At 67.7% G+C, this 25,916-nt stretch carries 24 protein-coding genes; 13 read left to right on the top strand and 11 right to left on the bottom strand.

Annotated features, from left to right (window positions below):
* Positions 1-18: 18 nt before the first annotated feature.
* Positions 19-834, bottom strand: a complete 816-nt coding sequence (gene mutM / locus PS060_RS02845; RefSeq protein ID WP_273985316.1) for a bifunctional DNA-formamidopyrimidine glycosylase/DNA-(apurinic or apyrimidinic site) lyase — start codon at positions 832-834, stop codon at positions 19-21.
* 71 nt (positions 835-905) lie between these two features.
* Here mutM and PS060_RS02840 point away from each other — a divergent pair, with 71 nt between their 5' ends.
* From PS060_RS02840 to PS060_RS02810, 7 genes are all read left to right on the top strand, one after another.
* Positions 906-1,661 carry a class I SAM-dependent methyltransferase gene (locus tag PS060_RS02840; protein WP_273985315.1) on the top strand — a complete coding sequence of 252 codons (756 nt, stop codon included), beginning with the start codon at positions 906-908 and terminating at the stop codon, positions 1,659-1,661.
* Between the two features lie 4 nt (positions 1,662-1,665).
* The gene (gene ubiB / locus PS060_RS02835; RefSeq protein WP_273985313.1) at positions 1,666-3,222 is read left to right on the top strand and encodes a 2-polyprenylphenol 6-hydroxylase; all 1,557 of its coding nucleotides are present in this window, start codon (positions 1,666-1,668) and stop codon (positions 3,220-3,222) included.
* A gap of 17 nt (positions 3,223-3,239) precedes the next feature.
* The gene (locus PS060_RS02830; RefSeq protein WP_273985312.1) at positions 3,240-4,388 is read left to right on the top strand and encodes a hypothetical protein; all 1,149 of its coding nucleotides are present in this window, start codon (positions 3,240-3,242) and stop codon (positions 4,386-4,388) included.
* Between the two features lie 27 nt (positions 4,389-4,415).
* The gene (locus tag PS060_RS02825; protein WP_273985310.1) at positions 4,416-4,916 is read left to right on the top strand and encodes a hypothetical protein; all 501 of its coding nucleotides are present in this window, start codon (positions 4,416-4,418) and stop codon (positions 4,914-4,916) included.
* Between the two features lie 148 nt (positions 4,917-5,064).
* Positions 5,065-6,723: a bifunctional phosphopantothenoylcysteine decarboxylase/phosphopantothenate synthase gene (locus PS060_RS02820; RefSeq protein ID WP_273985308.1), complete on the top strand. Its 1,659-nt coding sequence runs from the start codon at positions 5,065-5,067 to the stop codon at positions 6,721-6,723.
* Positions 6,720-7,172: a dUTP diphosphatase gene (gene dut / locus PS060_RS02815; RefSeq protein WP_273985306.1), complete on the top strand. Its 453-nt coding sequence runs from the start codon at positions 6,720-6,722 to the stop codon at positions 7,170-7,172. The genes PS060_RS02820 and dut overlap by 4 nt, the downstream gene beginning before the upstream one ends.
* Before the next feature lie 60 nt (positions 7,173-7,232).
* Positions 7,233-7,844 carry a hypothetical protein gene (locus PS060_RS02810; protein WP_273985305.1) on the top strand — a complete coding sequence of 204 codons (612 nt, stop codon included), beginning with the start codon at positions 7,233-7,235 and terminating at the stop codon, positions 7,842-7,844.
* Here PS060_RS02810 and PS060_RS02805 read toward each other — a convergent pair.
* Positions 7,841-8,800, bottom strand: a complete 960-nt coding sequence (locus PS060_RS02805; RefSeq protein ID WP_273985304.1) for an energy transducer TonB — start codon at positions 8,798-8,800, stop codon at positions 7,841-7,843. The two genes, PS060_RS02810 and PS060_RS02805, sit on opposite strands and share 4 nt — an antisense overlap.
* 187 nt (positions 8,801-8,987) lie before the next feature.
* On the opposite strand from PS060_RS02805, the gene PS060_RS02800 reads away from it, so the two are divergent.
* Positions 8,988-9,701, top strand: coding sequence for an RBBP9/YdeN family alpha/beta hydrolase (locus tag PS060_RS02800; protein ID WP_273985303.1), 714 nt, complete (start codon positions 8,988-8,990; stop codon positions 9,699-9,701).
* 98 nt (positions 9,702-9,799) lie between these two features.
* Here the strand turns inward: PS060_RS02800 and PS060_RS02795 are convergent, their stop codons facing one another.
* The 4 genes from PS060_RS02795 to secB all read right to left on the bottom strand — a co-directional run bounded on the left by PS060_RS02795 (position 9,800) and on the right by secB (position 13,793).
* Positions 9,800-10,456: a DUF4136 domain-containing protein gene (locus PS060_RS02795; RefSeq protein ID WP_443112412.1), complete on the bottom strand. Its 657-nt coding sequence runs from the start codon at positions 10,454-10,456 to the stop codon at positions 9,800-9,802.
* Positions 10,457-10,590: 134 nt separating this feature from the next.
* Positions 10,591-11,607, bottom strand: coding sequence for a tryptophan--tRNA ligase (trpS, locus tag PS060_RS02790; RefSeq protein ID WP_273985299.1), 1,017 nt, complete (start codon positions 11,605-11,607; stop codon positions 10,591-10,593).
* Between the two features lies 1 nt (position 11,608).
* Positions 11,609-13,228: a murein biosynthesis integral membrane protein MurJ gene (gene murJ / locus PS060_RS02785; protein WP_273985298.1), complete on the bottom strand. Its 1,620-nt coding sequence runs from the start codon at positions 13,226-13,228 to the stop codon at positions 11,609-11,611.
* Positions 13,229-13,259: 31 nt separating this feature from the next.
* Entirely contained in the window at positions 13,260-13,793 is a 534-nt protein-coding gene (secB, locus tag PS060_RS02780; RefSeq protein WP_273985296.1) for a protein-export chaperone SecB, read from the bottom strand.
* A 273-nt stretch (positions 13,794-14,066) separates the two neighbouring features.
* Between secB and PS060_RS02775 the strand changes: the two genes are divergently transcribed.
* Genes PS060_RS02775 through PS060_RS02765 form a run of 3 tightly spaced genes read left to right on the top strand, consistent with a single transcriptional unit; the run spans position 14,067 to position 16,543 of the window.
* On the top strand, positions 14,067-14,723 hold the full coding sequence (locus tag PS060_RS02775) for a Tim44/TimA family putative adaptor protein (RefSeq protein ID WP_273986832.1): 657 nt from the start codon (positions 14,067-14,069) through the stop codon (positions 14,721-14,723).
* Between the two features lie 45 nt (positions 14,724-14,768).
* On the top strand, positions 14,769-15,965 hold the full coding sequence (mltA, locus tag PS060_RS02770) for a murein transglycosylase A (protein ID WP_273985295.1): 1,197 nt from the start codon (positions 14,769-14,771) through the stop codon (positions 15,963-15,965).
* The gene (locus PS060_RS02765; RefSeq protein ID WP_273985294.1) at positions 15,962-16,543 is read left to right on the top strand and encodes a Smr/MutS family protein; all 582 of its coding nucleotides are present in this window, start codon (positions 15,962-15,964) and stop codon (positions 16,541-16,543) included. Before mltA ends, PS060_RS02765 begins: the two co-directional genes overlap by 4 nt.
* Before the next feature lie 82 nt (positions 16,544-16,625).
* Here the strand turns inward: PS060_RS02765 and PS060_RS02760 are convergent, their stop codons facing one another.
* From PS060_RS02760 to PS060_RS02750, 3 genes are all read right to left on the bottom strand, one after another.
* Positions 16,626-19,232, bottom strand: coding sequence for a hypothetical protein (locus PS060_RS02760; protein ID WP_273985293.1), 2,607 nt, complete (start codon positions 19,230-19,232; stop codon positions 16,626-16,628).
* A gap of 27 nt (positions 19,233-19,259) precedes the next feature.
* Entirely contained in the window at positions 19,260-20,081 is an 822-nt protein-coding gene (locus tag PS060_RS02755; RefSeq protein ID WP_273985292.1) for a molecular chaperone, read from the bottom strand.
* Between the two features lie 106 nt (positions 20,082-20,187).
* The gene (locus PS060_RS02750; RefSeq protein WP_273985290.1) at positions 20,188-20,679 is read right to left on the bottom strand and encodes a DUF4402 domain-containing protein; all 492 of its coding nucleotides are present in this window, start codon (positions 20,677-20,679) and stop codon (positions 20,188-20,190) included.
* A gap of 282 nt (positions 20,680-20,961) precedes the next feature.
* On the opposite strand from PS060_RS02750, the gene PS060_RS02745 reads away from it, so the two are divergent.
* Together PS060_RS02745 and PS060_RS02740 are read left to right on the top strand one after the other, a co-directional pair.
* Positions 20,962-22,986 carry a PAS domain-containing hybrid sensor histidine kinase/response regulator gene (locus tag PS060_RS02745; RefSeq protein WP_273985289.1) on the top strand — a complete coding sequence of 675 codons (2,025 nt, stop codon included), beginning with the start codon at positions 20,962-20,964 and terminating at the stop codon, positions 22,984-22,986.
* Entirely contained in the window at positions 22,986-23,597 is a 612-nt protein-coding gene (locus PS060_RS02740; RefSeq protein ID WP_273985288.1) for a response regulator transcription factor, read from the top strand. The genes PS060_RS02745 and PS060_RS02740 overlap by 1 nt, the downstream gene beginning before the upstream one ends.
* A 362-nt stretch (positions 23,598-23,959) precedes the next feature.
* Here PS060_RS02740 and PS060_RS02735 read toward each other — a convergent pair whose 3' ends face one another.
* Together PS060_RS02735 and PS060_RS02730 are read right to left on the bottom strand one after the other, a co-directional pair.
* The gene (locus tag PS060_RS02735) at positions 23,960-24,886 is read right to left on the bottom strand and encodes a hypothetical protein (RefSeq protein ID WP_273985286.1); all 927 of its coding nucleotides are present in this window, start codon (positions 24,884-24,886) and stop codon (positions 23,960-23,962) included.
* A gap of 89 nt (positions 24,887-24,975) precedes the next feature.
* A complete protein-coding gene (locus PS060_RS02730) occupies positions 24,976-25,878 on the bottom strand; it encodes a CsgG/HfaB family protein (RefSeq protein ID WP_273985285.1) in 903 nt (300 codons plus the stop codon).
* Positions 25,879-25,916 lie beyond the last annotated feature (38 nt).

The following is a 25,916-nucleotide window of genomic DNA, read 5'->3' as shown; positions in this document are numbered from 1 at the left end:
GAGGTCAACGATTCTCGCCTACTTCTGGCAGATGGGGCAGAACCAGGTGCTGCGTCCGCCTTGCGCGATGCGCTGGATCACCCCGCCATCGTCGCGCCGGCAGGCCTCGCCTTCGCGCCCGTAGACGTCGAAGGAGCTGGCGAAATAGCCCAGCTCGCCATCGGGCCGGGCATAGTCGCGCAAGGTCGAGCCGCCGTCGCGGATCGAGGCTTCGAGCACATCGACAATCGCCGGGACGAGGCGCGCAAGCTGCGCCCCTGTCACCTTGCCCGCAGGCTTGGTCGGGCGGATCCCGGCGCGCCACAGCGCCTCGCAGACATAGATATTGCCCAAGCCCGCCACGATCCGCTGGTCGAGCAGGCACAGCTTGATGGATTGCGTCTTGGCCTTAAGCGCGGCCTTGAGGTGGCCCGCGCTGAGCCCCGGCCCCAGCGGCTCCGGCCCGAGCGCGGCGAATTGCGGCCATGCCTCAAGCCCGCCCGTCTCGACCAGATCGACCGAGCCGAAGCGGCGCGGATCGCACAGGGCGAAGCGGTGGCTGGCGGTCTCCAGCAGCAGGTGATCGTGGGTGTCGGCGCTTTCGGGATCGATCCGCCAGCGCCCGCTCATGCCGAGGTGGAAGATCATCGTTGCCCCGCGATCGAGGTGCATCAGGCCATATTTGGCCCGCCGGGACAGCGACATCACGGTCGCCCCGGTCATCACCTGCACCAGATCGGCCGGGAAGGGGCGGCGCAGGTCGGCTCGGTTCAGCTGGACGCGCGTGATCCGCTCGCCCTCAAGGAAGGCGGCCAGACCCCTGACCGTTGTCTCGACCTCGGGCAGCTCAGGCATTGCAATCTTCGCACATGGCGCACCCTGTAACACCCTTTGCGCCCGGCTCAATTCCCTCTAGGGAACGCCGCATGACACAAAGCACCGACGATACCGTCTCCTTCGGCTTCGAAAATGTCTCGCCCGAGGAAAAGACCCGCCGTGTGGGCGAGGTTTTCTCCAGCGTCGCGAAGAAATACGACATCATGAACGACGCGATGAGCTTCGGTATGCATCGCGGCTGGAAGGATCGCTTCGTGCGGCGCGTGAAGCCGCAGCCGGGCGAGAACATTCTCGACATGGCGGGCGGCACCGGCGACATCGCCTTCCGCATGGCGGATCGCGGGGCGAACATCACCGTCGCCGACATCAATCAGGATATGCTCGATGTCGGCGCGGAACGCGCGATGGAGCGCGACGAGGCGGAAGGGGCGGGCAGCCTCGTCTTCTCGCACCAGAACGCGGAAGCCGTCAGCTTCGCGTCCAACACCTTCGATGCCTACACCATCGTCTTCGGTATCCGGAACGTCACCTTCAAGGACAAGGCGCTGGCCGAAGCCTACCGCGTGCTGCGGCCCGGCGGGCGGTTCTTCTGCATGGAATTCTCGGTCACCGACTGGTCGGGCTTCCGCGAGATCTATGACTTCTATTCGCTCCACATCATGCCGCGCATGGGACAGGCGATTGCGGGCGATGCGGACAGCTATCGCTATCTCGCCGAATCGATCCGCAAGTTCCCGCGCGCCCCCGAGTTCGAGAGCATGATCCGCGCGGCCGGGTTCGTGAACACCAAGGCCGAGATCATCCTTGGCGGCGCGGTGGCGATCCATTCGGGGTGGAAGATCTGATCCAGTGACCTCTTCCGTTGTCCACCTCTCCCGCCTTGCGCGCTGGGGCGTCACGCTTGCCCGGCGGCGCGCGCTGGTGGGGATCGAGAATGATCCCAATGCGCCCGCGCCGGTGCGCAGCCTTGTGCGGCTCGCGCGGCTGGCGACGCTGACGGGCAAGCGCGGCAAGCCCGACTACGCGGGCGCCTTCCGCGCCATCGGTCCGGCGGCGATCAAGCTGGGGCAAAGCCTCGCCACCCGCCCCGATCTGGTCGGCGAGGAAGCGGCGAACAATCTCTTGAGCCTTCAGGACAGCCTCCCCCCGGTGCCCTTCGCGCAGATCAGGGCCGCGATCGAGAGCAGTTTCGGCCAGCCGCTTGAAGCGCTTTTTGCCGAGATCGATCCTGAGCCGGTCGGCGCAGCCAGCATCGCTCAGGTGCACAAGGGTGTCACCACCGATGGCCGCAAGGTCGCGATCAAGGTGCTGCGCCCCGGCATCCGCGAGAAGTTCGCGCGCGATATCCAGACCTATGAATGGGCCGCCGCCCATGTCGAGGCGATGGGCGGAGAGGCCGCGCGCCTGCGCCCGCGCCTCACCATCGCCAACTTCAAGCGCTGGACCAATTCGGAACTCGACCTGCGGCGCGAGGCGGCTTCGGCCTCCGAACTCGCCGAGCAGATGGCAGGCGTCCCCGGCTACCGCATCCCCAATGTCGACTGGGATCGCACCAATGGCCGGGTGATGACGATCGAGTGGATCGACGGGATCAAGATCAGCCGCGTCGACGAATTGCGCGCGCGCGGACATGATCTGGCGGCGATCTCGGAAAAGCTGGTCATCAGCTTTCTGACGCAAGCGATCAGCGCCGGGTTCTTCCATGCCGATATGCACCAGGGCAACCTGTTCGTGGAGGACGACGGCACCATCGTCGCGATCGATTTCGGGATCATGGGCCGGATCGACCGGCGCGCGCGGCAGTGGCTGGCGGAAATCCTCTATGGGCTGACCACCGGCAATTACCAGCGCGTCGCCGAAATCCATTTCGAGGCGCAATATGTGCCGAGTTACCATTCGGTCGGCGAATTCGCGACCGCGCTGCGCGCCGTGGGTGAGCCGATGCGCGGCAAGCCGGTGAAGGAATTGAGCGTCGGCCAGATGCTTGACGGGCTGTTCGCCATCACCCGCGATTTCGATATGCAGACCCAGCCGCACCTGCTGCTGCTGCAGAAGACGATGGTGATGGTCGAAGGCATCGCCACCCAGCTCAACCCCGACATCAATATGTGGGATACCGCCGCGCCCTATGTCCGCTCGTGGATCCGTGACGAGCTGGGGCCGGAGGCGGCCCTCGCCGACCGGCTGAAGCAGGATGCCGAAACCCTGCTGCGCCTGCCGGGCCTGATCCGCCGCGTCGAAGAAATGTTCCCGCCCAAGGGCGGCGCGCCCGAACCGCCGCCGCTGCCGGACATCCCGCTGCTGACCGACAAGCGCGAGGGCCGCGGCTGGCTGGGCTATCTGGTCGCCACGCTGCTGGGCGGGGGTGCGGTCTGGGGCGCGCTGGCGCTCGGCTGGATCGGATGACCCGGCCAGCCGGGCCCATGACCCTGCTTGATCGTTGGGAGGCGCTCGGCCGCCCCTTGGCGCATCTGCCGCGCTGGGCGGCGGGGCTGGTGCTGGTGCTGCTCGCCGCGGCGATGGTGTGGAGCGTTTCGGCGGCCAACGCGGTCGATGCGGCCGAGCGCGGGCGGATCGCCGCCAAGGCACAGGCGGACGCGAAGACCGCATCTGCGACTGCCGCGACCAAGCCCAAATCCGCCGACAAGGGCAAAGGCGACCTTGCCCTCTACGACCGCATTGCCGCGCGGGTCGCGGCGGGCGAGGGCTACTATGCTGCCGCGATGGACGAGCAGCGGTCGAGCAATTACCCGACGCGGCCCTTCGTTGCCGTGCGCCAGCCGACGCTGGCCTGGCTTCAGGCGCTGATCGGCGTGGGCGGCGTTCGCTATCTCGAGATGGGACTGGTGCTCGCCTGTCTGTGGGCTGCCAATAGCCGTCTGACGGGGCAGGTTGCCGTGCCCGAACGGCTCGCTGCCCTGCTGGTGCTGATGCTTGGCGGGGCGGCGGTGATCGTGCCGAGTGCAGGGCTGATCCACGAATTGTGGGCGGGACTGTGGCTGACCCTGGCGCTGCTGCTCTACCGGCCCGAGCGCTGGTGGCCGGCGCTGCTCGCGGCTGCCGCTGCTCTGGCCGTGCGCGAGCTGGCGGTGCCCTTTGTCATGCTGTGGCTGGTCTTTGCACTGGCCGGCCAGCGCTGGCGCGAGGCGGCGGGGATCGCTGGGCTGCTGGTGCTGTTTGCGGGCGGGATGGCGCTTCATGCGCTGGCGGTCGAGGCCGGGCGGCTACCGGGTGATCCTGCATCGCAGGGGTGGGATGCGATGATCGGATACGGCCTGCCGCTGATGGCGCTGGCGCGGCTGACGGGGCTGCTGCTGCTGCCCTTGAGCCTTGCCGCGCCGCTGGCGATCCTGCCGCTGGTCGGCTGGGCGGCAATCGGCGGGCGGCTGGGTCTGTTCGCGCTGCTGTGGTGCGGCGGGATGTTCACCATGACCGCGCTGTTCGCGCGCCCCGAGAACTTCTACTGGACGCAGCTGGTGCTGCCTGCCTACGGAATCGGCATGGCCTTTGCCCCGCGCGGGATCGGGGAGCTGGTGGCACGAGCTGCGGGTAAGGTGCCTTTGTCCTCGTAAACTGAGGATACGAAAGAGGGGGGAGGTATGTCATCTGACGAACGAACGGTCGTGGACAAGTTCAAGATTGCCCAGGCGGTCGCCGATCAGATCGCTGTGGAACAGAACCTGCGGTCAAATCGCATGAGCTGGAACCTGACCTTTCAAGGGTTCATGATGGCGGCTTTCGCTCTGGTCGTTGCTGAAGACCTCAATCCTGCACGAATTGCGTTGGAAATCATCATCTGCCTTGCGGGCCTTTCTGTGACTCTTGCCACATGGCACGGCGTCAAGGCGGCTGAGCTAAAGTCCGATGACCTGAAGTTTCATTGGAACATCCACAATCTCAACCAGTCCCGGTTTCCCCCGCCTTTCTCAGTTGGTTATGGTTCAAAGCTTGGGCGACGGCCGCCCCGTATCATTTGTTTGACCACAAGCCTCATGTGGATTGCCCTGTTGGTTATCACGATCATCTTTTGGCCGCAGCCTTTCACGGATGGCCAACAGGGCCACGAGAAATGTATCGGGATTTGCCGTAACGCGTCGTAAGGTCGAGGCTCGGCGCCAACCGGGCGACGCTTCGCGCAAATGACACGGTTTTCGCCCGCTCTAAGGCAAACTTAACCAAGCTTTGCGATGGATGCGGCTTGGATTATGGCTGGCACCCCGGATGCGAGGCGTGAGAGGCAGTAACACTATGGGCAAACAGGACAGGGGCGATGGGCAGAACCCGCGCATCCTGCTGGTCGTCGGCGGCGGGATCGCGGCCTACAAGGCCTGCGAGCTGGTGCGCCTGATCCGCAAGGGCGGGGGAGAGGTGACCTGCGTCGTCACCAAGGGCGGGCAGCAATTCGTCACCCCGCTGGCCTTGGCCGCGCTGTCGGAAAACCAGGTCTACACCAACCTGTTCGATCTCAAGAACGAGGCCGAGATGGGCCATATCCAGCTCAGCCGCGAAGCCGATCTGGTGGTGGTCTGTCCGGCGACGGCCGATCTCGTCGCCAAGATGGCCAATGGCATAGCCGATGATCTGGCGACCACGTTGATCCTGGCCACCGACAAGCCGGTGATGGCCGTGCCCGCGATGAACGTGCGGATGTGGGAACACGAGGCGACCCAGCGCAATATCGCCACGCTGAAAGCGGCGGGGGTGACCGTGCTCCAGCCCGATGAAGGCCCGATGGCCTGCGGCGAATTCGGCTATGGCCGCCTGCCCGAACCCGAGGCGATCTGGCGCGCCATCGCGGCGCATTTCGGCCTGCTGCTGCCCGAACCGCGCGCGCTGCCCGAGGTCGAGGCGCTCGAGCCCGAGGACGCAGATGACTCCAGCGCCGCGCTGCCCGAAGGTGCGCTCAGCGGGATGCTCGCGCGGATCATCCCGCGCTCGACCGCCAAACGCACGCACGAGGAAATCGAGGCCGAATACGAGGAACTGCTCCCGCCCGAGGGTGAGGATTTCCCGTTCGAACCCGAGGACGAAGAGCCCGCGCCTGAATTCAAGCCGGACTTCGGCGGCCCGCTTCTCGCCCGCAAGGGCAAGGCCGGGGCTGCCCCGCCGCTCGATACCAGCGCGCTCAATCACCTCATCGACCCGCGCAAGGCCGCACCCGCCGCCGCAGCGCCGCTTGTGCCGGACGAGATCGAAGCCGATTACGGCGAAGTCGCAGACGGCAGCGATCTCGGCGTGGCGGAGGGCTATCGCCCGCTGACCGGACGGCACGTTCTGGTCACCGCCGGGCCGACCTGGGAAGCGATCGATCCGGTGCGCTACATCGCCAACCGCTCGTCGGGCAAGCAGGGTTTCGCCATCGCGGCTGCCGCTGCGGCGCTGGGCGCACGGGTGACGCTGGTGGCAGGGCCGGTCGCGCTCAAGACCCCGGCGGGCGTTGCGCGCATCGACGTCGAAAGCGCGCGCGACATGGCCGATGCGGTCAAGCGCGCGCTGCCCGCCGATGTCGCGGTGATGGTCGCGGCGGTCGCCGACTGGCGGCCCAAGGAATACCGGGGCGAGAAGATCAAGAAGCGCGGCGATGCCCCGCCGGCGCTGATGCTGACCGAAAACCCCGACATCCTCACCAATGTCGCCGCCGCACCCCGGCGGCCCGAACTGGTGATCGGCTTTGCGGCTGAAACGCATGATATGCTCGACCACGCCAAGGCCAAGCGCAAGCGCAAGGGCGCGGACTGGATCATCGCCAATGATGTCAGCGGGGACGTGATGGGCGGGGATCGCAACCGCGTCACCATCGTCCGGGGCGAGGGGATCGAGACGCTTGAGGATATGCCCAAGTCCGCCGTCGCCATGGCATTGGTCGAACGGATCGCCGCGAGCCTGACCGCGCAGGCCGCCGAATGAGCATCAAGGTTGAAGTCAAGCGCCTGCCCCATAGCGCAGGCCTGCCGCTTCCGGCCTATGCCACTGAGGGCGCGGCCGGGATGGATGTGGTGAGCGCTGAATCGGTGACGCTGGCACCCGGCGCGCGCCACGCGGTCGCAACCGGCCTCGCGCTGGCGATCCCGGCAGGGTATGAGGTACAGGTGCGCCCGCGATCGGGGCTGGCGCTCAAGCACGGGATCACCGTGCCCAACACCCCCGGCACGATCGACAGCGACTATCGCGGCGAGCTGAAGGTGATCCTCATCAACTTGGGCAGCGAACCCTTCGTGATCCAGCGCGGCGACCGCGTCGCCCAGCTGGTGCTTGCGCCGGTGGTGCAGGCGGCGTGGGACGAGGTGGCCGAACTGGACGCAACCGAACGGGGCGAGGGCGGGTTCGGTTCGACCGGGGGCCATGCCAAGCTCTGACAGGCGGATTGCTGTCTATTGCCCAATGGCTTAGCCTCGCCGATCAAGGGAGGCCTGCCGATGGTTCTGCGCATGATGTTCGTCGCCGCTCTGGCCCTGCTGCTGGGCGGGTGCAATGGCTGGTGGTCCGAGAACCGGCTGATCCCCGTCGCCGCGCGCGATACGGCGGGTCTGAACGGGCTCTATGGTTCCGAGGAGGAGCGCGTGATCCTCGCGCCAGGCCCGCAGGGTCTCGTCCGCGCCATCGATCCCGCAGGCGAAGCACCGCCAAGCGAGGCTGCCCTCGCTCTGCTGCGCGAGGAAGCGCCTGAACCCTCGCTCTCCGGAGAAGCTGCGCCGGAAGCGGGCGCGCCGCCGCAGGTTGACCGGCCTGACAAGTCCTACCTCATGGAAATCGCGGTCGAAGGCGATCAAGGAAAGTCCGCCTACATCTACGCTATCGCCCGGATCGCATTCGCCGAGGACGGGACTGCCGACCGGATCACAATGTTCACCCTGCTATGCTCCGGTGCATCCGAAAGGTTCGCTGCCCGCAAGGAACAGAAGGCGTGCATCTTCGACGACTACGACCGCCTGCGCGCCGCTGCTCTCGATGCGCTGGCGTGGCAGGACGACGCGCGCATGGAAATCGAGACGACCATCTGGGACCGGAAGGGCGGGGCCGCACCCTAGGGCGAGGCTCCGGGGACAAGGACGATCTTCGACTCCGGTATCTCCGGGAACTTCCAGTTCACCGGGAAAGCCATGGTCGCGGCTTGGGGTTGGCCGATCAGATCGGTGGCCGGCTGGAACCGGGCGCGGATCAGCATGGCGGCGCAGGTCGCTTGGTCGAGCCGGACAAAGCCGCTCGACTGGCGCACCTTGCAGGAGGTGGCCCGCCCTTCGGCTGACACCTCGACCAGCACCACGACGCGCCCCTGCTCGTCCTCGCGCATCGAGGCGCGGGGGTAATCCTCGGGCAGGATCCAGTGCTCCTGCCCCAGCGCGCGCGGTCGTTGCCACGGCTCGAACGGCCCGGCCAGATCAGGCTCGGGGATCGCCGGGCGGGCGGGGTGGGCGGGAACGGGGGAGAACAGCTGCTCGTCCGGCCACTGCGCGGCGCAGTCCGCCAGCTTCGCCAGCGCCTCACGGGTGCCGTCCAGCACAAAGCGGGCGAGCAGGCGGCCGTCGTGTTCCACCGTCACCACCTCGGCCTTGGCCAGAGGGCCTAGCACCTCGGCCGCCGTTCCTGTCGCCCAATAATGCGCGGTGGTCCCTTCCAACGTCAGCGGGGCGGCAAAGGCCGTCTTGCCTGCCCGCAGGGTCACGGCCGCATACATCACATCGCGGTCGCTTGGCGTGACCCGCAGCCGCACCGGACCGCGCCCGGACTGCATCACGCCGAACACCACACCGCTCGCCTTATCGCGCAGGCGCAGCGCGCAGAACTTCAGCTTCTGCGCCGCGAACAAGTCCCATTGGCCCTCGCGCCAGATGATCGGGTTGTTGGTGGGGGGCGCGGGGGTGGATGGCCCGTAAAGCATGGGGCGCGCCGGCTCGGGTTCCAGCGGCATCGGCACGCTCTGCGCCCAAAGCGCGGCAGGCGCGGCAAGCGCGATCAGGGCGAGGGCGGGGCTGAAGCGGCGCATGGGGCGCACAATACCCCGAAAACAGGCGACAAAAAAGGCGGTGCGATCCCCTGCGCCGCTTCGGCAATTCGTCGCAAAAATTCGGGCACCTGTCGCCGCCTACTTGTCAACCAAATCAGTTGAGTTATTTTGCCTGCGTCGGACCATTCCAATGGACGGCCATTCACACGCTTCAAGGAGCACTGAAATGGCCAACACCCATACTCTCGAACTCACCCCCGAGCAGCTGGCGCTCGATCCGCAGATTCTCATCATCCCCGGCCTCGGCAACAGCGGCCCGCGGCATTGGCAGTCGCACTGGGAAGCCAGAGTGCCCGATGCCGAGCGCGTCGAACTTGGGATGTGGGACGATCCGCATCGCAACACCTGGGTGAACAAGATCAACCTTGCGGTGCACCGTGCCGGGCGTCCGGTGATCCTCGTCGCGCACAGCCTCGGATGCCTCGCGGTCGCGTGGTGGGCGGAATACGAGCAGCCCGCGCATGGCAACCCCGTGGTCGGCGCGCTGCTGGTCGCGCCGCCCGATGCCGAGCGTCCCGGCGTGGACGAGCGGATCGCCCGCTTCGCCCCCGTGCCGCGCCGCACGCTGCCGTTCCCGACCTTCCTCGCCGCGAGCGAGAACGATCCCTATGCCTCGCTGCGTGTGGCGCGCGGGCTGGCGAGCGATTGGGGCGCGACCTTCGCCTATGCCGGTTCGATCGGACACATCAATGCCGACAGCCGGATCGGCGACTGGGATTTCGGCCTGCTGCTGCTCGGCCAGCTGGTGCGCGAGCATCGCAGCCGCCAGCGTCCGGGCGAGGACGGCGGCTCGCTGCGGCGGCATTTGGCGCATCGCGGCCGGATTCCGCTGCCCTGGGCGTTCGAAAACCTCGACCCGGAGCGCAGCCGGGGCTGGTGATCACGCGCCCTGAAAACAGGCAACAAAAAAGGCGGCGCGATCCCCTGCGCCGCCTTCTTGTTCCCGTCCAAGGGTCTCTTGCGTACGCTCTTACACCATCAATCGACGGCGCGCACGGTCTTTTCGTTGTCGTCGCGGATGGTGATGCGCACGGTCTCGCCCGAATTGCCGGGGAAGCCGGTGAACAGCGCGTCCACGAGGTTGGGCACGAGGCGCGGCAGGCGGTTCGAGCGCGACACGGCTTCGGCCTTGCCTTCGAACAGGCGCTGGCCATCGGCGCGGCGATCGATCTTCACGTCCACGCCGCTGGTGTAGATGGTGTAGCTGCGCACGTCCGGCCCGCCGAAGAACGGATCGTTGAAGCCGAAGCCCCACGCGCCGAAGCCGCCGCCCCAGCCGCCCCACCGGCCCCAGGGGCCGAAGCCTGCGCCGTTCAGGTCGGTGCGCACCCGTTCCCGGCCGCCGTCGACGCGGTAGTCGAAGCGCACCAACATATCGGCGGTTTCGGGCGAGGACGCGCGGGCATAGCCCAGCTGCGTCATTTCGGCTGCGACTTCATTGGCATAGGTCGCAAATTCCAGCCCGCCAGCCAGCTTGGGGTCTTCCGCGACCACGGCAAAGGTCTGGCCCTGCGGCGCGGGCAGCGGCACGGCAAAGCGCGACACATCCGCCTTGAACGGGGTAGCGCAGGCCGAAAGCCCGACAACGAGCGCCAACGGAAGGGCAAGGCGGGTAAAGGTCTTCATTGAAGGCATCATGGCACAACCCTTGTCTGCGGGCCATTGCAATGATGGCAACGACCCTTACGCGCGATACTCTATTACGTCCGAATGAACCGGAATTGAATATCCGGCGCGCGTCCGCCTCGGTTCGTCGCAGATCGCCGCGGTCAGTGCCGCACCAGCCCCAGCGCCGTATAGGCCGCATCGAGCGTCGGCGCGCCGCGTTCGCGGGCCTTGGCGGCGCCGCGTGCGAGGATCGCGTCCAGGGCCTCACGGTCGCCCTTCAGTTCGACGAAGCGATCACGGATCGGCCCGAGCTTGGCGACCAGCAGATCGGCGAGCGCCGGCTTGAACGCGCCGAAGCCCTGTCCGCCATATTGCGCCAGCACGGCGGCCACCGATTCGCCCGCCAGCGCGGCATAGATGCCGACGAGGTTCTTCGCCTCGGGCCGCCCTTCAAGGCCTGCTTCCTCGGAAGGCAGCGCCTCGGGGTCGGTTTTCGCCTTCCTGATCTTCTGCGCCATGGTGTCGGCATCGTCGACAAGGTTGATGCGGCTCATGTCGGATGGATCGGACTTCGACATCTTCGCCGCCCCATCGCGCAGCGACATGATCCGCGCGGCCTCGGCCGGGATGATCGGCTCGGGCAGGGTGAAGACGGGGGCGTCCTCGGGGCAGAAGTCGTTGTTGAACTTCTGCGCGATGTCGCGCGCCAGCTCCAGATGCTGCTTCTGATCCTCGCCCACGGGAACATGGGTCGCCTGATAGAGCAGCACGTCGGCGGCTTGCAGCACGGGGTAGGTGAACAGCGCGACCGACTGCCCCTCGCGGTTCTTGCCGGCCTTGTCCTTCCACTGGGTCATGCGGTTCAGCCAGCCCATCCGGGCGGTGCCGTTCAAGAGCCATTGCAGCTCGGCGTGCTGGGGCACTTGCGCCTGATTGAACAGCACGCTGCGATCCGGGTCGATCCCGCAGGCGACCAGCGCCGCGACCATTTCCAGCGTGCCCTGATGCAGCGTTGCCGGATCATGCGGCTGCGAGATTGCGTGGAGATCGGCGAGGAAGAACAGCGCCTCGGAGCCTTCGTCCAGCGAATCCTGCATCGCCGCCCAGTTGCGGATCGCACCGAGGTAATTGCCCAGATGCAGATTGCCCGTCGGCTGGATGCCGGAAACCACGCGCATTTTATTCAACCTCCAAGATTTCGTCGTCGGCCTTGGTGCGGGCCGGTTTGCGCCGCCGTAGCTGGCCGATCAGGTCCTTGTCGAGCGCACCCACGGCAAAGGCAGCGCCGAAGAACACCGCGCCGCCCACGCCCACCAGCACGCCGAGCGACCAGACCTTCTCGATGATGTTGCCGCTGTAGCGCTCGGTCATCAGCGGCATCAGCAGCCACAGCACCGCTGTCATCGCACCCGTGGCGATCAGCTGGCGCGCGACGCGGCTCACCAGCTTGGGGGTGAAGTGGAACCACCCGCGCTTGTGCAGGATCACATAGAGCAGCAGGCAATTGAGGCTCGCCGAGGCTGCGGTTGCGCCGGCAAGGCCGACGATCCCGTAACGCTCGACCACATAGAGGTTCACCGCGATATTGAAGATCAGCGAGGCGAGCGCGGTCCACACCGGGGTGCGCGTGTCCTCGCGGGCGAAGAAGCCGGGGTTCAGCACCTTGACGATGACATAGGCGGGCAGCCCCGCGACCAGCGCGACGACGATGTTCGCCATGATCGCGCCGTCAGCGGGGGTGAACTTGCCGCCCACGAAAAACGCGGTGCAGAAGGCAGGCGCGCACACCGCCAGCGCGGCGGCGGCGGGGAGGGTAAGGAGCGTCGCGATCTCGAAGGCATTGCCCTGCAAGCGCTGCGCCTCGGCGGCATCGCCTGTGTGGATATGGCGGCTCAGCATCGGCAGGATCGCGGTGCCCAGTGCAATCCCGACAATCCCCAAGGGCATCTGGTTCAGGCGGTCGGCCAGCTTCAGCAGCGTCAGCGATCCCTGCGGCAGCGAGGTCGCGAAGAAGGTGTCGACCAGCTGACTGATCTGGTAGATCCCCGCCCCGAAGGTCGCAGGCAGGATGAGGAGGCCGAGCTTCTTCACCTCGGGCGTGAAGCGCGGCATCTGCACCTTCAGGCGCACCCCCGCGCGGCGCGTTTCCCACGCCAGATAGACAAGCTGCGCCAGCCCCGAGAGCGAGACGGCGGCGGCAAGGATCTGCACCACCACCACATCATCGCCGCTTGTCCCGCGCAGCCAGTCGCCCAGCAGAATGCCCGAAATCAGGAAAATGTTGAGCAGCACCGGCGCCGCCGCGCCGGGGCCGAAGCGCGAGCGCGCGTTGAGCAGGCCCGACAGCATCGCGACGAGGCTGATGAAGAACAGGTAGGGGAAAGTCACCCGGCTGAGCAGCACCGAAAGCTCGAACTTGCCGGGCACCTCGCCATATTCGCGCGCCAGCGCCCAGACGATCGCGGGCATGAAGATCATGCACACGCCGCTGAAGGCCAGCAGCACCCACAGGAACACGCTCAGCACATCATCGGCAAAGCGGGTCGCGGCCTCCTCGCTCCCCGGCTCGCCATCCTTGCCGTGGAGCGCGCGGCTGTAGAGCGGCACGAAGGCGACGCTGAAGGCGCCCTCGGCAAACAGGCGGCGGAAGGTGTTGGGCAGGGTAAAGGCGAGCTGGAACGCGTCCGCCGCCAGCCCTGCCCCCAAAGCGCGGGCGAGCAGGATGTCGCGGGCAAAGCCGAACACCCGGCTCACCGCGGTCAGCCCGCCGATGGTGCCGACGTTGCGTATCAGGCTCATGCGTCAGCCACCCTGCCTGCTGATGCGGCGATCAGGCGTTGCCCGTGACCGGCTTGATCGGCTCGCCACCTGCGGCCGCTTCGGCCTGACGCGCGGCGAGCTGCTGGGCGTAGATTCCGCCGAAATCGACCGGATCGACCATCAGCGGCGGGAAACCGGCATCGCGCACCGCGCTCGCCACGACCGCGCGGGCAAAGGGGAACAGCAGGCGCGGGGCTTCGGCATAGAGGAAGGCGTGGGCCTGATCCTCGGGCACGTTGCGCATCCCCACCAGCCCGCAATAGGCCAGATCGACGACATAGACCGTCCCGCGCTGCGAGGCGGCGGTCAGCGTCAGCTTGAGCGTCACTTCGTGCACGTCCTGCCCGGCGCTTTCGGCGGCGATGTTGAACTGCACGTCGATCTGCGGCGGCTCGGGCCACTGGAAGGCGTCGGGCGCGTTGGGGTTCTCGACCGACAGATCTTTCACATATTGCGTGATGATCCCCACCATCGGCGCGGTGTCGGCGCCATTGGGCACAGGGCCGGTGTCGAGATTGGTGAGCACGCCTTCTTCGTCGGCCATGATGTCGTCGTTCTTTCCAATGGATAGCTAGCAGGAATGGAAGGGCGGGGGTTGTGCGGCCCTTCCGATTGCGCAAGCCGCCTAGCAGGGGCGAAAGCCTCCCGCAACCGCGCGGGCGTGGCCGCCCCGGCACAAGCCCTTGCGATTTCGCCGCGTGCGGCAACCTATTGGCCGTTGGCGAATTGTAATCCAACCCCATTTAAGGCAGGGTGGCATCCTTGGACAAAGGTGCGCCGTAGCTTTGCCTCTCTCGCCTACGAAGATCGGATCGGTATAGTGCTCGAAATCGTCATCCTCGCCATGGTCGCCGCCTTCCTGGGCCTGCGGCTCTACTCGGTGCTGGGTCGCCGGGCCGAGCAGGAAGAAGAGCCCGTGCCGCAGCGCTTCGAATCGGATGACAAGCCGGTCGGCATCCGCCCGGCCGCTGTCCCCGCCCCGGTTGTGCCGCCGCGCGCTGTCGAGCTTGAAGGCGTGATGCCCGCGGTCGAACGCGCGCTGCGCGAGATTTCCGCCGCCGACAGCAAGTTCAACCTCGCCCAGTTCCTCGAAGGCGCACGCGCGGCCTATCGCATGATCCTCGAAGCCTTCTGGAAGGGCGACCGCGAGACCCTGCGCGAACTCTGCGACGATGATGTCTACGCCGGCTTCACCGCCGCGCTCGACGCGCGCGAGGCGGCGGGCGAGACGATGGACAACACCCTCATCCGGATCGAGGAAACCCGCATCCATTCAGCCTCGCTCGACGGCAAGACCGCGCGCATCGCGCTGCTGTTCGTCGCCGATATTGCCGCTGTCACCCGCGACCGGGAGGGCAATGTGATTGCCGGATCGCTCGACGATGCGATCGAGAGCCGCGATGTCTGGACCTTCTCGCGCAATATCGCCTCGCGCGATCCCAACTGGCTGCTCGACGAAACCGACGAAGGCTGATCCGCAGCCGGGCCTCGCGCCTGCTGCACCATAGGGGAGTTGTCGATGCGCAGGGTGCTGGCTCTGGCCATGATGCTGGCGCTGGGGGCTTGCGGGCGGATCATTCCGCAAGGCAGCACGCCGCCGCCGGTTGTCACCGCGCCCTCCGCGCCGGTTGCAGCCAATGCCATGCTCGCCGGCATCGCGATCGGGCCATCGCCCGGCGCGCTCGATGTGAGCGATGCCGATGCGCAAGGCGCGCTGGCGAGCTTCATCGAATCCTGCCCGCGTGTCACCACCCGCGAGGATGCGAGCGGCCTCACCCGGCCCGATGACTGGAAGGGGCCATGCGCGCGCGCCGCAACCACGCCGCCATCGCAGGCGCGGGCGTTTTTCGTCAAGGAATTCAACATCGTGAAGGTCGGTGACGGCAAGGCCTTCGCCACCGGCTATTTCGAACCCGAGATCGCCGGCAGCCGCACCCGCCGCCCCGGATACGAGGTGCCGGTCTATGCCCTGCCGACCGATCTGGTGCGCGGCTGGCCTGACGATGTCCCCGCCGCCGAACGCACCGGCCGCCCGCCCTTGGGCCGCTATGACGCGCAGGGGCGGTTCGTGCGCTATTTCGACCGGGCCGAGATCGAGGACGGGGCATTGATGGGCCGGGTGCCGATCATCGCCTGGGCGGCCGATCCGGTGGAGTTCTTCTTCCTCCAGATTCAGGGATCAGGGCGGCTGCTGACGCCCGAGGGCGAGGTGATCCGCATCGGCTATGCCGGGCAGAACGGGCGCGAATATGTCGGCATCGGCGGGGTGATGCGCGAGCGCGGATTGCTGGGCGAGGGGCCGGGCAAATATTCGGGCTCGATGCAGGGGATCATGGCCTATATCCGCGAAAACCCGCGCGAGGGCCGCGATCTGATGCGGCTCAACAAGAGCTGGATCTTCTTCAAGGAATTGCAGGGCGATGGCCCCTTGGGCGCGCTGGGTGTGCCGGTGCGGCGCGGGTCTTCTCTCGCGGCGGACCCGGCCTTCGTGCCGCTGGGCGCGCCGGTGTGGCTCGACCTCGACCGGGCCGAGGCGGACGGGCTGTGGATCGCGCAGGACACCGGCGGGGCGATCAAGGGGCCGAACCGGTTCGACACCTTCTGGGGCGCGGGCGCGGATGCGCGGGTGATCGCGGGCGGGATGAGCGGGCGCGGAACCGCCTATGTGCTGATCCCCAAGGCGGCCGTCACGCGGTATCTCGAGAACCTGAGATGAGAGCCCCGCGCGGGCTTTCGGTCGGAGAGCAGGCGGCCTGGGCGCACCTTGCTGCGAGCGTCAAGCCGCTGCCGGGCAAGAAGCGCCCCAAGCCGCCCGCGCCTGCGGCAGCGCCGGTCGAGGCCAAGGCCAAGCCTGTCCCCGCGCCGCCGGGCAAGTTCGTCAAGCCTGCCAAGCCGGTGAAGCAACCCGCGCCGCCTTCGCCGCCGCCCCTACCGCCAGCGCCTTCAGCCGCGCCGGGCCTCGATTCGCACTGGGATCGGCGGGTGAAGGCCGGGCGGCTGGAGCCTGACCTGACGCTCGACCTCCACGGCCATACGCTCGATACCGCTTACGACCGGATCATGGCCGCGCTCGATCAGGCGCGCAGCATGGGCGCGCGGGTGGTGCTGGTGGTGGCGGGAAGGGAACGCCCGGTCGATCCGGCGGACCGCATGGCACGGCGCGGGGCGATCCGCGCCAAGCTGCTCGACTGGCTCGCCGCGAGCCGCCACGCCGATGCGATCACCGCGGTGCGCCGCGCGCATATCCGGCATGGCGGGGAGGGCGCGCTCTACCTCATTCTGCGGCGGCGGTGACGTCGCCATCCCTGGCGGGTCTTGCGCATCCCTTGTCGTGTTTTTGCGGCCTCCAGCCTGTTTCACGTGAAACAATCGCGGCTCAAGCCGGGGCGATCAGCAGGCGGGTGGCGGTGTCGGGGGTGTCGCGGGTGACGGTGAGGACGGCGCTGGACTGGCCCGCGGCCTCGGCCCGGTAGGCGCCGAAGGCGAGGCCTTCGAACAGCGCGAACCCATCAAAATCGGTCCGCCCCCGCGCCGCCTCGCGCCCCTGCGGGTCGCGCAGCACCACGGTGACGCCCGAGCGCGGGGTGCGCTGGTCTCCGGCGACCAGCACCACCTGCACCTCGATGCTGCCGGTGGGGCGCAAGGGCATGGAAAGATGGCGGATTTCTCCGGGCCGCAGTTCCAGCCGGTCGCCGCTGCGGGCGGGGCGCAGGGTGAAGTCGGTGAGGCTCGACAGCTGGGTTTCGACATCGACCGCAGGCCCGGGCGCGATCCCGCCGATCAGCACCGCGCCGCTGGCATCGGTCTCCTCGCGGCGCAAAGCTGCCCCGACGATGAAGCGGCCGCCTTCGACGCCTGCTTCTGTAGGATCGCGCGTGCCATCGCCGTCGTCATCCACGAACATTTCCGCCAGCACGGCCCCTGACCGCGCGACCCCGGCAGGGGCGGTGCGCCAGCGATCGGCCCCGCGAAACAGGCCGAGGGTGAGGCCAATTCCCGCGCGCCATCCGTCCCCCTCGCGCCCGGCAGAGGCGCTGAGGCCGAGTGGGCCAAACTGGCGCGCAAAGGTCACTCCGCCGCCGATCCGGCCGCTGTCGGCCTGCCAGTCGAGATCGAGCGCGAGGTTGCCCCCCGCCACGCGCCGCGCGGCGCTGATCGCGGCGCTGTCGATCCGCCAGCCGTTGCGGTCTGAGGCGGCAATCCCGCTGCGCAGCCGCCATTCGCCCTGCCGCGCCGTCACCCCGAGCGCGGCGGTGCCGAGCCACGGGGCGCTCCCCTCGCGCACGGCGCCAAAGGCGAGGTTGGCCTGCCAGTCGGCCATCGGCAGCACCAGCCGCGTGGCGGCAACCTCGCGCGATCCGCCGCGCCGCAGCGCGCCGCTTTGGTAACGCGCCTGCCAGGGGAGGCTGAGCCGCCCAAGCCCGATGCGGCCCTGTCCGCTGATCGCCATAACCCTTTCAAATTCGCGCACCTGCGGGGGCAGGCCGGGGCCATCGTCGCGGCCATGATCGGCAAGGTCGAAGGTCACATCCTGCGCCCCGATCCGCCGCGCCAGCCGCACCGCGCCGCCCAGCCCGCCTTCCCGGTCGCGTGCGCCGGTCACCGCCCACAGTCCGCCGCCGAGCGACCCGTTGAACCCCACCGCCACCGCCGGATCGCCCGCCGTCCCGGCGCGCAGATCGAGCCGCGCGGTGAGATCGCTCGCCATGCCCCAGTCGAGGCTGGCGAAGGCGGTCGGCCCGGCGGGCTCTCCGGCAAGGCTCTCGCCCAGCAGCGGGCGGCCGCCATCGACCACGCCGAAGCTGTAGCCGACCTCGTTCTCGGCGTTCATCTCGGTGCCGACGAGGCGCGTGAAGACCTGCTCGTCCACCTCGCCATTGGGGCCGTAGAGGCGCACCACCCAGCGGTTCTCGCCGATGCGCACGGGAATGTCGCCAAACTGCCATTGCCCTGCGGCATCGCCTTCGCGGGTGACGGCGACGAGGCGTTCCTCGTGCCACAGCTCAGCCTCCCAGCCCTGCGGGAGCGGGCCGGTGAGGGTGATGGTGTCGACCAGATCGGCCCGCCACGGCGCACGGCTGGAGACCACCAGCCCGCGGCCCGACAGCGCATCGGCGATCAGCGGCTGCGCGGGCGCGGCAATGTCGCCCAGCGCCAGGCTGCGCGCCTTGAGCGGGCCGAGCAGTTCGGGCGTGTCGCGCGCGTCGGAGAGGGTGAAGCCGGGGGTGATCCGCCCATCCTGCGTGGCCGCGAGGCTGAGCCGCCCCGCCAGCCCCAGCACCGCGCCGCTCGCCAGCACGCTGCCGGAAATCTGGCGGCCCTGCGGGGTCAGCGCGATCCCGGCGCCAAGGTCGGCGCTCCACAGTTCCACGGTGCGTTCCGGGCGGGCGAGCAGGGCGTAGGCGGGGCGCGCCGTCTCGGGCCGCAGCCGCGCCTGACGCTCCTCGCGCGCGAGCCGCATCAGCACCGGCAGAGCGGCGCTGGGGGCGAGGGTGAGGCGTTGGCTGACCGTGTCATGAGTCAGGCTGGCGGGGAGATAGGCCGGCACATCGGCCAGCGGCAGGCACCCGCCCGAGGGGCTCGGCAGCAGCGCGGCAGCGGGGATGGTAACGCTGCGGCGCGGTTCGGGCAGAGCAAGAGTGATGTCGGCGGTCTCGCCCGGCTGCTCCCACGCCAGTTCGAGCGCATCGAGCAGCGGGGCAATCGCCACGCAGGCGCCCGCGCCGGGGCCGAGATCGTGCAGCGCGATGGTGTCCGCGATCAGCCTGCCGTCGGCGAAAAGGGCCGGAAGGGCGAGCCCGTCAGCGGCCTGACCGGCGCGCTCGCTGGCGGGGTCGTTACCGAACAGCCGGTCGAACAACCCCCCGTCCGCATTGGCGTCGGCGTTCTGCGCCCGAACTGGGGCAGCGACGGCTCCCACCAGGCCGGCTGCACACAGCAGCGCGAGCAGCCAGCGCAGCGGCCTGAAGGGGTGGCGGGACATGGGTGATTACCGGGCCGGGTCATGGCGTCAGAGCGCTGCGGTCAGACTGGCGAGGCGCTTGCCGACAGTCGCCGGCTCGCCCGCGTCGGTCGAGGTGTAGTCGATCCGCACGCGCTTGCCGGTGAGCTGCGCGCGCACTTCGGGCGGCAGCGGCACGATCACATCGCGGCTGGTGTTGGGCACATAGATCGCGACGCCGCGCACCACCCAGGCGGGCTCTTTCGCGCCTTCGGGGGTGAAGCTGACATCGCCATAGGTGGAACGCGTGCCCGAACGGGTCAGGCGCACCACCAGCTGATCGGGCGCGTCGGCGGCCATTGCGGCCGTATCCATGGTGACGCTGGCGTCGAGGGTGCCGACCCGCAGGATCACGGGGATGGTGATCGAACGGATCGCGACCAGTTCGATCGAGAGGCTGTTGTCGGTGTTCGCCTCGCCCGCGATCTGGGGCGTGCCCGCGCTGACGGGGGCCGACATCAGGCGCAGGTGCGAGCGGTATTCGCCCGCAGCCAGCGTGCCCGGCGCATTGGCCATCACGCGCACCACCTGGCGCGCGCCCGGCTCCAGTACCAGCTGGCGCGGGGAATAGCGCAGCTTGTCGTCGGCGAAGAGTTCGCCCTCCTGCGGGGTCGGCGCATCTTCAAGGCTGCCATCTTCGCGCATCCGGCGGTTTTCGATGGCGATGCGGAAAGCCGCGGTTTCGGTGCCCTTGTTGACGAGAACGAGTTCGGTCGAGCGCGCCTCGGGGGTCAGCACCACGCGGGTGGGGGCGACCAGCAGTTCGGCGGCGGCAGGAACAGGGGCGGCTAGCACCGCGGCCAGCGCGGTGAACAGGGAAAAGCGGAACATGGGCTGAAGACCTTACATTGGCAGGGGTTGGTCTTGGACGTGGCGCAGGGGATCCAGGAGCCGCGCGGGGGGGCGCGGCTCCCTTCTCCCCCTGCCAGGGATCGGCTTACTGGTATTCCACCGCGACGGTGAAGCTGCCGGTGTACTTGCCGGCTTCCTGACGGACGCCGACGTCGAGCGTGCCGCCGACGGTGAAGCTGTCTTCACCCTTCAGAAGCTGGCCGCCGTCCTTCGAGCCGTTGAAGTCCGACACGCGCATCGCGGTGCCCTTGTCGTTGACGATCTTGATCTCGCGGGGGAGCGAGATCGTGTAAAAGGCGTCGGCTTCACCGGTCACCGCGAAAGCCGCGGCGGTGTGGTCGGCGGTCAGGCAGGTCAGCGCCGGGCCGCACTTGCGGCTGCCGTCGGCCAGCACGACGACGCTGTCGGCGACGGTGGTCGAAGGCGCGATGGTGCCGAAGTAGAGGTCGGCCGTGTTGCTGATTTCCAGCGGCGCGATGATCTTCGCGCCAGCGCCGGCGTCAGCCGACTGGGCCTGCGCCGAAGTGGCGGCGGCGAGCGAAGCGAGAACGGTGGCAACGGCGTAAATCTTGGTCATCTGTTTGGTCCTTTGGTCATGGTCTTGTCCAGCGGCGGTCTTGCCGTGGCTGAACCCCATGTGGCGGACCGGGCCGGGGCTGTCTTGATAACGCAAGGCTAGCCAGCGGCGCGGATGGGTTAACCGCGCTCGCCGCCGGGATAGCGGCGATCCCGAAGGAAGGGGGTCACCTATACGAAAGGATAAGGTTTCTCCGCCATAAGGCCGGATTGCGCGCCCCGTGCGCGTACACCACGCAAGGCTCCTGTTTGACGCGACCAACCAACCGGATTGCACATCATCATGCTTGAGCCCGATTTTACCCTGTTCCCGATTCCCGGCGATCCCGCCGAAGGGCCCGACGACCGCCAGCTGCGGCAGGAACGGCGCATCGCCCAGCTGATCGCCCAGACCACCACCGACGCCTTCGTCTGCGCCGACGGGGCGAGCCGCATTACCTTGTGGAACCGCGCCGCCGAAGTGATGTTCGGCTGGAGCGAGCAGGAAGCCCTGGGGCAAAGCCTCGACCTCATCATCCCGCAGGTGCACCGCAAGGGCCATCACGCGGGTGTTGCCCGGCTGCGTGCGCGCGGGGATACCAAGCTGGTCGGCCAGACGGTCGAAGTCCCCGCGCTGTGCAAGGGCGGGCACGAGATCCCGGTCGAACTCAGCCTTGCCATGTGGCCCGAGGATGAGGACGGCATCACGCCTGCCGGATTTGCTGCGATCATCCGCGATGTCTCCGCGCGCAAGCAGGCCGAGGCCGAGCGCGTCGCCGCCGAAGCACGCCTTGCCCGGCAGGTCGCCGCGATCGACGCCTCGGACGACGGCATGGCGCTGACCGATGCCGAGGGTCGCTTCATCTTCATGAACCGCGCCCATGCGGTGATGTTTGGCTATCCCGACCCGGACGCCCTTGTCGGTCAGCCGTGGAGCGTGCTCTACACCCCTGACGAGGCGCAGCGGATCAATGACGAGGTCATGCCGATCCTCTTCGCACAAGGCCAGTGGCGCGGCGAGACTCAGGGTCTGAAGGCGGATGGCGCGCCGCTCGAACAGGAAATCGCGCTCTCGCTCGCGCCCGAAGGCGGGATCGTCTGCGTCACCCGCGATGTCGGCGAGCGGCGCGGGATGGAGCGCGAGAAGGCACGGCTGCGCGAGCAGCTGATGCTGGCCCAGCGGCAGGAAGTCGTCGGCCAGCTGGCGAGCGGGATCGCGCATGACTTCAACAATCTGATCGCCGCCATCTCGGGCACGGCGGAGCTGCTGCGCCATATCGACGACAACCGCGTGCGCCACCACGCGCTGCGCATCCAGTCCGCCGCGACGACCGCTGCCGGGCTGGTGGAGAAGCTGCTGACGCTGGGCCGCCGGACGCCGCATCCCAAGCTGGTCGATCTGCGCCGCATCCTGTGGGACGTGCGCGATCTGGTTGCGCCCAGCCTCACCGATCCGCTCCACCGGATCGAGCTTGACCTCCCGCCCGCGCCGCTGATGGCGCTGACCGACGATACCGAGCTCAATCAGGTGGTGCTCAACATCGCTCTCAACGCCCGCGACGCGCTGCGTCCGGGGGGGACGCAGCGCATCAAGCTTGAAGTGATGGCGGCCGAGGGACGTCAGCCGACCGGAAAGCTGGTGCTCGGCTCGCTGCCGCAGGTGCCCGCCGCGCTGATCCGCATCAGCGACACCGGCATGGGCATCCGCCCGGAAGAGCTGGAACAGGTGTTCGAACCCTTCTTCACCCACAAGGGCGAGGCTGGCACGGGCCTTGGCCTTGCGGTGGTGGCGGGGATCATCGCCAGCAATAACGGCGCGCTGGCGATCCAGTCGTGGCCCGATTGCGGCACGGAATTCGAGATCTGGTGGCCGCTCCAGCCGAGTGCCAGCGCCGATCCGGCTGACGGCGGCGATGCGCCGGCGCGCTCCGGCCCGGGCCTAGTCGGCAAGGCGGTGCTGGTGGTCGACGATAATCCTGCGGTGGTCGATACGCTGGCCGCGATGCTTGAGCGGCTGGGGGTCGAAGTCGGCCCCTGCATCGATCCGCACGATGCGATCGACACGCTGAAGGATGATCCCGCAGGCTGGGATCTGGTCATCACCGACTATGATATGCCCGCCATGAACGGCGCCAGACTTGCCCAGCAATTGCGCAAGATCCGCAGCGATCTGCCGATCCTGCTGCTCACCGCGCTCCCCCGCGTGCATCAGCTGCACCAGGGGCCGGAGGGCGTGTTCGATGGCGTTCTGGGCAAGCCCACCAGCGCCGCACGGCTCGCCACAGCCGCCGCGGGGGCGATTGCGGCGGCGCGTGAGAGGAATTCCTGATGCGTATCCTGATAGCCGACGACCACGAATTGCTGCGCGACGTGCTGCGCTCCTACCTCGAGGCCGAGGGCGGCTTTGCGGTCGATACCGTCGCCGATCTGCCCACCGCACTCGCCCGCATTGCCGAGGCCGCGCCGCCCTATGATCTCGTGGTGCTCGATTACGGGATGCCGGGGATGGATGGCTATGCCGGGCTCGATGCCGCGCTGGCGGCGAGCTTTGGCCGGCCGGTGGCGCTGATGAGCGGGCTTGCCCCGCCGGGGGTGGCCGAACAGGTGCTGGCGTCAGGCGCGGCGGGCTATCTGCCCAAGACGCTGCCCGCGCGCTCGCTGGTCAACGCGATCCGCTTCATGGCTGCCGGCGAGACCTATATGCCGATCGACCTGCACCGCCCCTCGCAGGCACCGGCCGAGACCGCCTCAGGCCTGTCGCCGCGCGAAAAGCAGGTGCTGGCCGGGCTGTGCGCCGGGCAGGCCAACAAGGAAATCGCCCGCGACCTCGACCTGCGCGAGCCGACCATCAAGCTCCACGTCAAGCTGATCTGCCGCAAGCTCGGCGCCAAGAACCGCACCCACGCCGCGATGATCGCGCGCGAACGGGCGCTGTGCTGAAGGGCGTCCTATCGGGGGTCACCCGCAGGTAAGCCTGCCCGTGCCCGCGCCTCGGCACGCTTGCGCTCCTGCGCTTGCTGCTGCTCGCGGGCACGCTGTTCAGCCGCCTTTTCGGATGCATGACGCTTTCTGGCCGAAGCAATACACTGTTGGCGTATCGTTTCGCTTTGGCCCGTATCTCGCACATTCTTGTAACGCTTGCGGCTTTGAAATGCCTCTTCGCAAGCCTTCAGGTTGATCTCGAGCCATTCGTCCGCTGTCCGGCGTTGCGCCTGAACCGGAGTGGGGGCGAGCGCTAAGAGCACCAAAATCTGAAGCAACCACCGCACTGGTCGTTCCCTTCTTCCCTTTTGTCTATAGGATCACGGCAGCTCCACGCTCGGGATGGACGACTGGTCGGCGTAGGGGTCTTCCTCCTCCGCGAAGAAGGCGGCCGAGCCGATCGTCACGTCTGCCACGCTCGCCATCACCGGGCTTTGCGCAACCGCGCGGCCGGGCAGGGCGCCGGTCACCACCAGCCGCGTGGGCATCAGCGAGCGTTCGCCCGACACCATGATCGCAGCCCCCATCGGGATCAGCGGCGGGCCGTAGTTGAAGGCCACCGCCCGCCCGTCATTGGCAACGACGCGCAAGGGTTCGAAATGGAACAGGATCTGCCTTGCGACGGCATAGCCCAGCTCCTCCTGCAGCTGCGAGAACACCGTGCGGCCCGATTGCGACTTCTGGAAGGTCGCGTTCCCGGTCTGCATCATGGTCGAGACGTTGAAGCTTTTGGTCAGCGCGCCGCCATAGACGATGTTCCCCTTGGCATCGCGCACCTGATAACTGACGCTGACAAGGATGTTGTCATTGGCTTCCGAGGTGGAATCGCTGTCGTAGGAATTGTTCTCGTAGCCGAAGTCGGTGAGGAAGCCGTCGACCGAATAGGTGCCGTCGCCCGGATTGACCGAGCCGTTGGAGGCAAGGGCGGATGCCATGGTGGTGCGGATGCGGGGGAAGTTCTGGGTGCAGATCTCGTTCAGGATCGTGCCCCATTCGCGCAGATAGGCCGAACTGCTTTCGCTCGAGGATTGGCGCGCGGCGCTGGTGCCGTAGGGCGTCCGCGTCACCGTGCCTGCCGATTGCGACGAACCTGCGGCTACGCCGACCTCGCGCTCCCATTCGGTGACGATGTAACGGCAGCTGTCTTCGGTGGTCCATTTGCCCACCGACAGCGAGCCCGCCTCGGCATTGGTGGCCCCTGCAAGCAGCATGGCGGCGAGCGTGGCTGAACGAAGATTGCGGATCATGGCTGGCATCCTTTTCGAGTGGAGAGGGGCTTCACGTCCTTGAAGCTTCAGGCCGCAACCGGGCGGGTTGCGGCCTGATCCGCGCGGCATCAGCGCTTTTTCTTTTTCTTGTCGGTCTTCCCCGGTTCCTGATTGGCATCGATGCTGGCGGTCGCGCCGACGGTGATCTGGCCCGCTTCCCCCTCGATCGCGCCGCGCGCGGTTTCGGCATTGGCGTTGGTGATCTTCACCCGGCCCAGAAAGGGGCCGTCCATCGTCAGCATCTTGCCATCCGAAAGGATTTCCTCCGAAGGGCCGAAGATCTTCACATAGGTTTCCGCAGGCAGGATGCTGTCGCCATAGTTAAACACCAGACCGCCGTCGGCCTGGATTGCGATGACCTTGATCGGGACGATCTTGAGCGCAAATTCCTTGGCCAGATCATTGGCAATGGCGCGCATCACCACCGGATAATCGACCGCGCCCCCGGCCCGGCGACATTCGCTGGTGAGCGATTTGGTGAGGCTCGCGGCATAGCGGATTTCCTGCGAGCCGATGTTCTTCACCACCACGTCGATGCTGACCGAGAAGGTCCCCGCCACGCAGCCGCCGGCAACTCCCTTGCCGCCCAGCAGGAGGCCGTCGAGCACGGCGCCGGTGACGTCCTTCTTCTCGCCGAACTGGACCGAGGTGATCGACCCTTCGATCGAGTAATCGAAGGACTCCGCCTTGGGCTTGACCCCCTTGGCCCCGCGCGTGGTCTTGCCGGCGCGGGCCAGCTGGGCTTCTTCTTCGGCCGAGGCGAAATCGCGCGAGATCACGGTGAACTTGCCGCTGTTGATCACCGCGGTGCTGATCATGTCGCGCATCTGGACGCCAAGGCCGGTCTGGTTGGGGTCCCTGAAATTGTAGACCGCAACCTTGGGCTGGCCGAGCGCCTGAGCGGTTGCGGCAGAATGAAGGCCGATCAGGGCCAGCACACCCAGAAACACGTGCAGTAGTCGCTTCATCATGTCCTCGCTTGTCGACGGGTCAGGCTTGCGCCCGGTGG

Source organism: Erythrobacter sp. BLCC-B19 (genome assembly GCF_028621955.1).
Taxonomy (GTDB): domain Bacteria; phylum Pseudomonadota; class Alphaproteobacteria; order Sphingomonadales; family Sphingomonadaceae; genus Erythrobacter.
The sequence above is the reverse complement of the archived record's forward strand: the minus strand, read 5'-3'. Positions and strand labels throughout refer to the sequence as shown.

What these genes read in the sequence shown, in the direction of transcription:
- mutM (WP_273985316.1), bottom strand. Translation starts at nt 834, where the DNA reads ATGCCTGAGCTGCCCGAGGTCGAGACAACGGTCAGGGGTCTGGCCGCC.
- PS060_RS02840 (WP_273985315.1), top strand. Translation starts at nt 906, where the DNA reads ATGACACAAAGCACCGACGATACCGTCTCCTTCGGCTTCGAAAATGTC.
- PS060_RS02830 (WP_273985312.1), top strand. Translation starts at nt 3,240, where the DNA reads ATGACCCTGCTTGATCGTTGGGAGGCGCTCGGCCGCCCCTTGGCGCAT.
- PS060_RS02825 (WP_273985310.1), top strand. Translation starts at nt 4,416, where the DNA reads ATGTCATCTGACGAACGAACGGTCGTGGACAAGTTCAAGATTGCCCAG.
- PS060_RS02820 (WP_273985308.1), top strand. Translation starts at nt 5,065, where the DNA reads ATGGGCAAACAGGACAGGGGCGATGGGCAGAACCCGCGCATCCTGCTG.
- dut (WP_273985306.1), top strand. Translation starts at nt 6,720, where the DNA reads ATGAGCATCAAGGTTGAAGTCAAGCGCCTGCCCCATAGCGCAGGCCTG.
- PS060_RS02810 (WP_273985305.1), top strand. Translation starts at nt 7,233, where the DNA reads ATGGTTCTGCGCATGATGTTCGTCGCCGCTCTGGCCCTGCTGCTGGGC.
- PS060_RS02805 (WP_273985304.1), bottom strand. Translation starts at nt 8,800, where the DNA reads ATGCGCCGCTTCAGCCCCGCCCTCGCCCTGATCGCGCTTGCCGCGCCT.
- PS060_RS02800 (WP_273985303.1), top strand. Translation starts at nt 8,988, where the DNA reads ATGGCCAACACCCATACTCTCGAACTCACCCCCGAGCAGCTGGCGCTC.
- PS060_RS02795 (WP_443112412.1), bottom strand. Translation starts at nt 10,456, where the DNA reads ATGCCTTCAATGAAGACCTTTACCCGCCTTGCCCTTCCGTTGGCGCTC.
- trpS (WP_273985299.1), bottom strand. Translation starts at nt 11,607, where the DNA reads ATGCGCGTGGTTTCCGGCATCCAGCCGACGGGCAATCTGCATCTGGGC.
- murJ (WP_273985298.1), bottom strand. Translation starts at nt 13,228, where the DNA reads ATGAGCCTGATACGCAACGTCGGCACCATCGGCGGGCTGACCGCGGTG.
- secB (WP_273985296.1), bottom strand. Translation starts at nt 13,793, where the DNA reads ATGGCCGACGAAGAAGGCGTGCTCACCAATCTCGACACCGGCCCTGTG.
- mltA (WP_273985295.1), top strand. Translation starts at nt 14,769, where the DNA reads ATGCGCAGGGTGCTGGCTCTGGCCATGATGCTGGCGCTGGGGGCTTGC.
- PS060_RS02765 (WP_273985294.1), top strand. Translation starts at nt 15,962, where the DNA reads ATGAGAGCCCCGCGCGGGCTTTCGGTCGGAGAGCAGGCGGCCTGGGCG.
- PS060_RS02760 (WP_273985293.1), bottom strand. Translation starts at nt 19,232, where the DNA reads ATGTCCCGCCACCCCTTCAGGCCGCTGCGCTGGCTGCTCGCGCTGCTG.
- PS060_RS02755 (WP_273985292.1), bottom strand. Translation starts at nt 20,081, where the DNA reads ATGTTCCGCTTTTCCCTGTTCACCGCGCTGGCCGCGGTGCTAGCCGCC.
- PS060_RS02750 (WP_273985290.1), bottom strand. Translation starts at nt 20,679, where the DNA reads ATGACCAAGATTTACGCCGTTGCCACCGTTCTCGCTTCGCTCGCCGCC.
- PS060_RS02745 (WP_273985289.1), top strand. Translation starts at nt 20,962, where the DNA reads ATGCTTGAGCCCGATTTTACCCTGTTCCCGATTCCCGGCGATCCCGCC.
- PS060_RS02740 (WP_273985288.1), top strand. Translation starts at nt 22,986, where the DNA reads ATGCGTATCCTGATAGCCGACGACCACGAATTGCTGCGCGACGTGCTG.
- PS060_RS02735 (WP_273985286.1), bottom strand. Translation starts at nt 24,886, where the DNA reads ATGATCCGCAATCTTCGTTCAGCCACGCTCGCCGCCATGCTGCTTGCA.
- PS060_RS02730 (WP_273985285.1), bottom strand. Translation starts at nt 25,878, where the DNA reads ATGATGAAGCGACTACTGCACGTGTTTCTGGGTGTGCTGGCCCTGATC.